Here is a 7,821-nt window from a genome sequence, read left to right as displayed (position 1 = left end):
GACGCGGCATTCGCGGTAGTCACGGCGGCGGCGAGGCAACCGCGACGGGTATCGAACTGACTTGAACGACCGCAAGGAGTGGCAAACATGAAAACCGTACTGATCGTCGGCGCATCGCGCGGCCTTGGCCGCGAATTCGTCAGGCAATACCGGCGCGACGGCTGGAATGTGATCGCCACCGCCCGCGACGATGCATCGCTCGCCGCACTGCGCGCGCTCGGCGCGCACACGCATGCGCTCGACATCACGCAGCCCGGGCAGATCGCCGCGCTCGGCCGGAAGCTCGACGGCGAGCAACTCGACGCCGCGGTCATCGTGTCGGGCGTCTACGGTCCGCGCACCGAAGGGGTCGAAACCGTCAGCGCCGAAGAATTCGATACGGTCATGCACACCAACGTGCGCGGCCCGATGCAGTTGCTGCCGCTCGTCCTGCCGCTCGTCGAGGACGCACGCGGCGTGCTCGCGGTCGTGTCGAGCCGGATGGGCAGCATCAGCGAAGCGACCGGCACCACCGGCTGGCTGTATCGCGCGAGCAAGGCCGCACTCAACGACGTGCTGCGCATCGCGTCGCTGCAGACGCGGCACGCGGCCTGCATCGCGCTGCATCCGGGCTGGGTGCGCACCGACATGGGCGGCACGCAGGCGGCGATCGACCCGGAGACGAGCGTGACCGGCATGCGGCACGTGATCGCCGAAGCGGCCGCCGACGTCGCGCGCATGAACGGCTGCTTTTTCCAGTACGACGGCATCGCGCTGAGCTGGTAACCCCCTTTTTCTCGTTCACTCACTTCTCGCATGATTGTGTCCCGCCCCGACGCGTGCCCGTGCGGCGGCGCGTCTCCCGATACGGTCGGCAAGACGCCGGCACCCCCTTATGCCGCGTGCTGCGGCCGGTTCATCGACGGCGGCGCAACCGCCCCGACCGCGCTCGAGTTGATGCGCTCGCGCTATAGCGCGTATGTGCTCGGCGCGACCGATTATCTGCGTGCGACATGGGACGCGCGCACTTGTCCCGCCGATCTGGATGCCGACCCGGCCGCACCCGATGCGCCGCGCTGGCTGGGTCTCGCGATCAAACACCATGCCCAATCCGACGAGCGGCACGCGGTAGTCGAGTTCGTCGCCCGCTACAAGGTCGGCGGCCGCGCATACCGGCTGCACGAGACGAGCCGCTTCACGCGGGACGAGCATGGGATCTGGCGCTATGTCGACGGCGATGTAAGCGAGCGCTGACAAATACTTGCTGTGGCAGACGCCGGGTTATTACTGCATTGCACAACCCAAATTTGTCAGGCTAGGATGAGCCTGAATCGGGTTGAGTAGCAGGCAGGGCTAACGAATGGCGTTCAGCAAGGTATTGGTAGGATGGATGGCGGCCAGCGCGCTGTCGGCCGCTCTGGCCGGCACGTTGCCGGATGCCGCCGATACCGCCGGCGGGCCGCTCGCCCGCGCCGAGCGCTTCGATTACAGCGATGCGAACCTTCCTCAAGTCGCGTCCAACCTGAACGAGCAGATCGTTCGCATTCCGGCCGATGCATCGGGCGCGGTCACGCTCGAAGCGACGCTCTTCAAGCCGGACGGCCCCGGCCCCTTCCCGCTCGTCGTGTTCAATCACGGCAAGAATGCCGGCGATCTCCATCAGCAGCCGCGCAGCCGTCCGCTTGCGTTCGCGCGCGAATTCGTGCGCCGCGGCTACGCGGTGATCGCACCGAACCGTCAAGGCTTCGCCGGTTCCGGCGGCACGTATCGTCAGGAAGGCTGCAACGTGACGAAGAACGGCCTCGCGCAAGCGTCCGACGTCGACGCGACGATCCGCTACATGGCGCACCAGCCGTATGTCGATGCGTCGCGCGTCGTGGTGGCCGGCACGTCGCACGGCGGCCTCGTGTCGCTCGCGTACGGCACCGAAGCGGCGGCCGGCGTGCGCGGCATCCTCAATTTCTCCGGCGGGCTGCGCCAGGATCTCTGCGACGGCTGGCAGCGCAATCTCGTCGACGCGTTCGACAAGTACGGGGCGCACACGGCCGTACCGTCGGTGTGGCTCTACGGCGACAACGACTCGGTGTGGACGCCGGCGCTGGTCGCGCGGATGCACAACGCATACGCGTCGCACGGCACGCGCACGCAATTCATCGACTACGGCAGCTACAAGGACGATGCGCACCGGCTGGTCGTCGATCGTGACGGCGTGCCGGTCTGGTGGCCGGCCGTCAGCGCGTTCCTCGCCCAGCTGAACCTGCCGACCGCGGTGCGCTACGCGGTCGCGAACCCCCATGAGCCGAAGGCGACCGGCTACGCATCGATCGACGCCGTCGATGCGGTGCCGTTCGTCGACGACGCCGGCCGCGAAGGCTATCGCCGCTTCCTGAGCCAGCATCCGAGCCGCGCCTTCGCCGTGTCGGACGAAGGCGCGTGGTCGTGGGCCGAAGGCGGCGACGATCCGATGGCGCTCGCACTCGACAACTGCGCCAAGCAAGACGCGGGATCGTGCCGGCTGTATGCGGTGAACGACCGGGTCGTGTGGAATACGTCTGCGTCGCAAACCGCCGACAACGATACCGGCCACGGCGGCGACGCACCGGCCACGCACGCGCTCGCGTCGCGCTGATCGCCCTGCCCCTGACTCACCATTCCCGTTTGCCCTGTTTCGCAGGCCGCGCAGCACCGCGCGTTGACGCGCCGTGCCCGGCGCGCAACCGTGCGGCGCTGCGCCGCACCTCTTCACTCGCTCCCCGTTTTCAACGCCGCCTCAGCCAGCCCCGGCCCCACGTTTTTTTCCGTCGGGTCGGCTCACTCTGCCGTCGTCATCTGCGCGCTTTTCCGGACATCGCGGCCGTATGGCCGCCAGACGCTCCGATCTGCTCCGAACTCCCGCCCCGCAAGGCTTGGCGGCCTTTGTAACCGCTAGTGCATCGATGCGCGGAACACGCTAATCTCACCGCGTTTTGGCGTTTTGCCTGCCCGCCGTCCGCGGGCATCGCCGTATTCCGGTGTGGCCGCGATGCCGCGGCCGCGCGTTTTGTACGGGAGCCGTTTTGAGTACGCAAGCAACCGACGCCTGGGTCGCGCGCAGTCTGCGCGCGGTCTGGCACCCCTGCACCCAGATGAAGCACCACGAGCGGCTGCCGCTCATCCCCGTCGCGCGCGGCGCGGGCGCATGGCTGTACGACCGTGACGGCCGCCGGTATTTCGACGCGATCAGCTCGTGGTGGGTCAACCTGTTCGGCCACGCGAATCCGGACATCAATGCCGCGCTGAAGGATCAGCTCGACACGCTCGAGCACGCGATGCTCGCCGGCTGCACGCACGAGCCCGCGATCGAGCTCGCCGAGCGGCTGTCCGCGCTCGCCGGCGGCATGCTCGGCCATGCGTTCTTCGCGTCGGACGGCGCGTCCGCCGTCGAGATCGCGCTGAAGATGAGCTTTCACGCGTGGCGCAATCGCGGCTTCGCGGACAAGCGCGAATTCGTCTGCGTGGCAAACGGCTATCACGGGGAGACGATCGGCGCGCTCGGCGTCACCGATGTCGCGCTGTTCAAGGACGCGTACGATCCGCTGATCCGCCACGCGCATGTCGTCGCGTCGCCCGACGCGCGCAAGGCGCTGCCGGGCGAGACGGCCGCCGACGTCGCGGGCCGCGCGCTCGCCGATGTGCGGCGCCTGTTCGTCGAACGCGGCCCGCATATCGCGGCGCTCATCGTCGAGCCGCTCGTGCAGTGCGCGGCCGGCATGGCGATGCACGATCCCGCGTATGTGCGCGGGTTGCGTGCGCTGTGCGACGAATTCGGGGTACACCTGATCGCCGACGAGATCGCGGTCGGCTGCGGCCGGACCGGCACCTTCTTCGCGTGCGAACAGGCCGGCGTGTGGCCGGACTTCCTGTGCCTGTCGAAAGGCATCAGCGGCGGCTATCTGCCGCTGTCGCTCGTGCTGACGCGCGACGACGTGTACGCGGCGTTCTATGACGACGACACGACGCGCGGCTTCCTGCATTCGCATTCGTACACCGGCAATCCGCTCGCATGCCGCGCAGCGCTCGCGACGCTCGACCTGTTCGAGCGCGACGACGTGCTGGCCAGCAACGCGCGCAAGTCCGCGGTGATGCGCGATGCGCTCGCGCCGCTCGCCGCGCACCGCCAGGTACGTCATCTGCGCGAGCGCGGCACGCTGTTCGCGTTCGACGTCGCGCTGGAAGGCGACGCGGCGCGCGGCTTCTCGCGGCGCTTCTTCGAGCAGGCGCTCGCGCGCGAGCTGCTGCTGCGCCCGATCGGCACGACCGTCTACCTGATGCCGCCCTACATCGTCGACGATGCGGACATCGCGTGGCTTGCCGCGCGTACGCGCGACACGCTCGACGCGACACTCGAAGAGGTCGCGCAATGAATCTGCTCGACACGCTGCAACGCGGCCTCGCCGATCTCGACGCCCAGGGGTTGCGCCGCATGCGGCGCATCGCCGACACCGCATGCGACGCGCGCATGACGGTCGACGGCCGCGAGATCGTCTGCTTCGCGAGCAACGACTATCTGGGCCTTGCCGCGCATCCGGCGCTCGTCGCCGCATTCGGCGAAGGCGCCGGGCGCTACGGTTCGGGCAGCGGCGGCTCGCATCTGCTCGGCGGCCATTCGCGCGCGCACGCGCAGCTCGAAGACGAGCTTGCCGCGTTCGCCGGCGGCTTCTCCGATGCGCCGCGCGCGCTGTACTTCAGCACCGGCTACATGGCGAACCTCGCCGCGCTGACCGCGTTGACGGGCAAGGACGCGACGATCTTCTCGGACGCGCTGAATCATGCGTCGCTGATCGACGGCGCGCGCCTGTCGCGCGCGAACGTGCAGATCTACCCGCACGCGGACACGGCCGCGCTCGCCGCACTGCTCGACGCATCGGACGCGCAGACGAAGCTGATCGTGAGCGACACCGTGTTCAGCATGGACGGCGACATCGCGCCGCTCGCCGAGCTTGTCGCGCTGGCCGAACGCCACGGCGCGTGGCTCGTCGTCGACGATGCGCACGGCTTCGGCGTGCTCGGCCCGCAAGGCCGCGGCGCGCTCGCGGCGGCCGCACTGCGCTCGCCGAACCTGGTCTATGTCGGCACGCTCGGCAAGGCCGCGGGTGTCGCGGGCGCATTCGTCATCGCACACGAGACGGTGATCGAATGGCTGATCCAGCGTGCGCGCAGCTATATCTTCACGACCGCCGCGCCGCCCGCCGTCGCGCATGCGGTATCGGCCAGCCTCACGGTGATCGGCGGCGCAGAAGGCGATGCGCGGCGCGCGCACCTCGCCGCACTGATCGAACGCACACGTGCGCTGCTGCGCAAGACGCGCTGGCAGCCGGTCGATTCGCATACGGCCGTGCAGCCGCTCGTGATCGGCAGCAACGAGGCGACGCTCGCCGCGATGCGCGCGCTCGACGCGCACGGCCTGTGGGTGCCCGCGATCCGGCCGCCGACGGTGCCGGCCGGCACGTCGCGGCTGCGCATCTCGCTGTCGGCCGCCCATTCGTTCGAAGATCTGGCGCGGCTCGAAGCGGCGCTGATCGAAGCCAGCGAGGCCGCATGAATTCACCGCTTTCGCTGTTCGTCGCCGGCACCGATACCGAGATCGGCAAGACCTTCGTCTCGGCCGCACTGCTGTACGGCCTGGCGCGCCACGGCCTGCGCGCGGCCGCGATGAAACCGGTCGCCGCCGGCGCGTACCTGCGCGACGGCGTCTGGCATAACGAGGACGCCGACCAGCTCGACGCGGCCGCGAATGTCGTGCTGCCGCCCGACCTGCGCACGCCGTTCCTGCTGAAAGCGCCCGCCGCGCCGCACATCGTCGCCGCGCAGGAAAACGTGACGATCGACATCGACACGATCGTCGCGTGCCATCGCGAAGCGCTCACGCGGGCGGACGTCGTCGTCGTCGAAGGTGTCGGCGGCTTTCGCGTGCCGCTCACCGATACGCGCGACACCGCCGACCTCGCGGTCGCGCTCGGCCTGCCTGTCGTGATGGTGGTCGGCATGCGGCTCGGCTGCATCAGCCACGCGCTCCTGACCGCCGACGCGATCGCCGCGCGCGGACTGACGCTCGCCGGCTGGGTCGCGAACCATGTCGACCCGGCGATGACGTTCGCCGACGAGAACGTCGGCACGATCCGCGACTGGCTCGCGCGCGAGCACGGTGCGCCGTTGCTCGGCCGCATCGCGCACATGACGCCGGCCGCCCCCGAATCCGCCGCGGCGATGCTCGATATCGCCGCGCTCGTCGACTCGCTGCGCGCCGCGCAGCGTTGACCCACTCATTCCCTACCCGAATCCAGGATGACCGACATGACCCAAACCCCGCTCGCCGCCGCGCAACCCGATGCGATCCCCGTGGCCGCCCCGGCCGCGCCGCGCTGGCGCGTCGCCGACGTGGCGGCGCTCTTCGAGCTGCCGTTCAACGATCTGATGTTCCGCGCGCAGCAGGTGCACCGCGAGCACTTCGACGCGAACGCCGTGCAGCTGTCGACGCTGCTGTCGATCAAGACGGGCGGCTGCGAAGAGGATTGCGGCTACTGCTCGCAGTCGTCGCATCACGACACCGGCCTGAAGGCGGAAAAGCTGATGGACGTCGACGCCGTGCTGGAAGCCGCGCGTGCGGCGAAGGCGAACGGCGCGAGCCGCTTCTGCATGGGCGCCGCCTGGCGCAACCCGAAGGAGCGCCACATGCCCGCGCTGACCGAGATGGTGCGCGGCGTGAAGGAGATGGGGCTTGAGACCTGCATGACGCTCGGCATGCTCGAAGACGAACAGGCGAAGCAGCTCGCCGATGCGGGCCTCGACTACTACAACCACAACCTCGACACCGCGCCGGAGTTCTACGGCCAGATCATTTCGACGCGCAGCTACCAGGATCGCCTCGACACGCTCGACCGCGTGCGCGATGCGGGCATCAACGTGTGCTGCGGCGGCATCATCGGCATGGGCGAATCGCGCCGCGAGCGTGCGGGCCTGATCGCGCAGCTCGCGAACCTGAACCCGTATCCGGATTCGGTGCCGATCAACAACCTGGTCGCGATCGAAGGCACGCCGCTCGAGAACGTGAAGCCGCTCGACCCGTTCGAATTCGTGCGCACGATCGCAGTGGCGCGGATCACGATGCCGAAGGCGATGGTGCGTCTGTCCGCCGGCCGCGAACAGCTCGACGATTCGATGCAGGCGCTTTGCTTCCTCGCCGGCGCGAACTCGATGTTCTACGGCGATCAGCTGCTGACGACGAGCAACCCGCAATCGGAACGCGACCGTCAGCTGTTCGCCCGGCTCGGGATACATGCCGACAGCGCCCAGCAGATTCCGCAGGAAAGCGCATCCTGCTGCGACCGGACGCCGGCCGCGAACTAAGCCGGCAGCCGCCGCGCCAGCGCGGCGGCGTCCGCGCACCCGGAGCGGGCCGTACGCATCACGCGTACGGCCCGATGTCTTCGTCCTCGCCCCAGTCGATATCGCCGCACAGCACACGCTGCGTGTCGCCGATGCGAAGCGCGATCGACAGCGTCACGCATGGCAATGCCTCGTTGATCGACAGATAGGGCCGCGTCACCTGCACGCGGCCGGGTTCGGCGATCGCCGCGCGGAAATACGGCCGCCGCAGCCAGTTCGCGCCCTGCGCGTCCGACAACGGCAAAAAGCGTGTCTCGCGCGCCGCGCGATCGGCGCGCAGCACCACGTTGCGCCCCGCCTGCCGGCCCTGCGCATCGAGCAGGAAGCAGCGCGCCGCGTCGTCGAGCGCAAGGAAGTTCCAGCACACCTCGTCGAGCGGCTCGCCGGCCGCCAGACGCTCCGCCGCCCGTTCGAACG

The 7,821-nt window shown here is 69.1% G+C and carries 7 protein-coding genes and 1 pseudogene; 7 read left to right on the top strand and 1 reads right to left on the bottom strand.

Annotated elements, in window-relative coordinates; all coding sequences use genetic code 11:
• The first annotated feature begins 87 nt into the window (after nt 1-87).
• The 7 genes from KH616_RS18085 to bioB all read left to right on the top strand — a co-directional run bounded on the left by KH616_RS18085 (nt 88) and on the right by bioB (nt 7,365).
• Nucleotides 88-765, top strand: coding sequence for an SDR family oxidoreductase (locus tag KH616_RS18085; RefSeq protein WP_292248978.1), 678 nt, complete (start codon nt 88-90; stop codon nt 763-765).
• 30 nt (nt 766-795) lie between these two features.
• Nucleotides 796-1,233: a YchJ family protein gene (locus KH616_RS18080; RefSeq protein WP_292248975.1), complete on the top strand. Its 438-nt coding sequence runs from the start codon at nt 796-798 to the stop codon at nt 1,231-1,233.
• A 106-nt stretch (nt 1,234-1,339) separates the two neighbouring features.
• Nucleotides 1,340-2,608: a CocE/NonD family hydrolase gene (locus KH616_RS18075; RefSeq protein WP_292248972.1), complete on the top strand. Its 1,269-nt coding sequence runs from the start codon at nt 1,340-1,342 to the stop codon at nt 2,606-2,608.
• A gap of 427 nt (nt 2,609-3,035) precedes the next feature.
• Entirely contained in the window at nt 3,036-4,382 is a 1,347-nt protein-coding gene (bioA, locus tag KH616_RS18070; RefSeq protein ID WP_292248969.1) for an adenosylmethionine--8-amino-7-oxononanoate transaminase, read from the top strand.
• Nucleotides 4,379-5,560, top strand: coding sequence for an 8-amino-7-oxononanoate synthase (bioF, locus tag KH616_RS18065; RefSeq protein WP_292248966.1), 1,182 nt, complete (start codon nt 4,379-4,381; stop codon nt 5,558-5,560). Before bioA ends, bioF begins: the two co-directional genes overlap by 4 nt.
• Nucleotides 5,557-6,276 carry a dethiobiotin synthase gene (gene bioD / locus KH616_RS18060; RefSeq protein ID WP_292248964.1) on the top strand — a complete coding sequence of 240 codons (720 nt, stop codon included), beginning with the start codon at nt 5,557-5,559 and terminating at the stop codon, nt 6,274-6,276. The genes bioF and bioD overlap by 4 nt, the downstream gene beginning before the upstream one ends.
• Before the next feature lie 36 nt (nt 6,277-6,312).
• Nucleotides 6,313-7,365, top strand: a complete 1,053-nt coding sequence (bioB, locus tag KH616_RS18055) for a biotin synthase BioB (RefSeq protein WP_292248961.1) — start codon at nt 6,313-6,315, stop codon at nt 7,363-7,365.
• A 58-nt stretch (nt 7,366-7,423) separates the two neighbouring features.
• Here bioB and KH616_RS18050 read toward each other — a convergent pair.
• Nucleotides 7,424-7,821, bottom strand: a pseudogene (locus KH616_RS18050) (EAL domain-containing protein); the annotation flags it as partial.

This window comes from Burkholderia sp., from assembly GCF_018375725.1.
Taxonomy (GTDB): Bacteria; Pseudomonadota; Gammaproteobacteria; order Burkholderiales; family Burkholderiaceae; genus Burkholderia.
Note: the sequence above shows the minus strand (reverse complement) of the source record. Positions and strands in the feature narration are given on the sequence as shown.